The organism is Paraclostridium dentum, from assembly GCF_012922555.1.
GTDB lineage: Bacteria > Bacillota > Clostridia > Peptostreptococcales > Peptostreptococcaceae > Paraclostridium > Paraclostridium dentum.
Genome location: NZ_WIPK01000120.1, coordinates 1 through 467, shown reverse-complemented (window position 1 = coordinate 467; position 467 = coordinate 1). Strand labels below are relative to the sequence as shown.

Below are 467 nucleotides of genomic sequence, written 5' to 3'. Positions count from 1 at the left end.
CGACGCCAAGATGAACGACAGTGTCACACTCAGGACTCGGAAGTTCATGACGAACCGCTTGCTTCAGCGGAAGCAAATGGTTCTCGATGTCCTGCACCCTGGAAAAGCAACAGTCCCCAAGACTGAAATCAGGGAGAAGCTTGCCAAAATGTACAAGACCACACCTGATGTGGTGTTTGTCTTCGGTTTCAAGACTCAATTCGGTGGTGGCAAGACCACAGGTTTCGCCATGGTCTACGATTCACTAGACTATGCCAAGAAGAATGAGCCCAAATACAGACTGACCAGACACGGTCTCTATGAGAAGAAAAAGACCTCCAGAAAACAGCGCAAGGAAAGAAAGAACAGAATGAAGAAAGTACGAGGCACCAAGAAAGCTTCCGTTGGTGCTGCTGGCAAGAAGAAATGAGGTGTCAGGAAAAGTGAGACCTTCAGGGAAGATCATCCTGAATGTTCTTGTATATTGC

At 47.5% G+C, this 467-nt stretch carries 1 protein-coding gene; it reads left to right on the top strand.

Translation table 11 applies throughout. The features are described from left to right. The coding region (locus GFJ41_RS21100; RefSeq protein WP_206001612.1) for a 40S ribosomal protein S24 at positions 1-409 on the top strand (409 nt) is incomplete at its 5' end. Positions 410-467 lie beyond the last annotated feature (58 nt).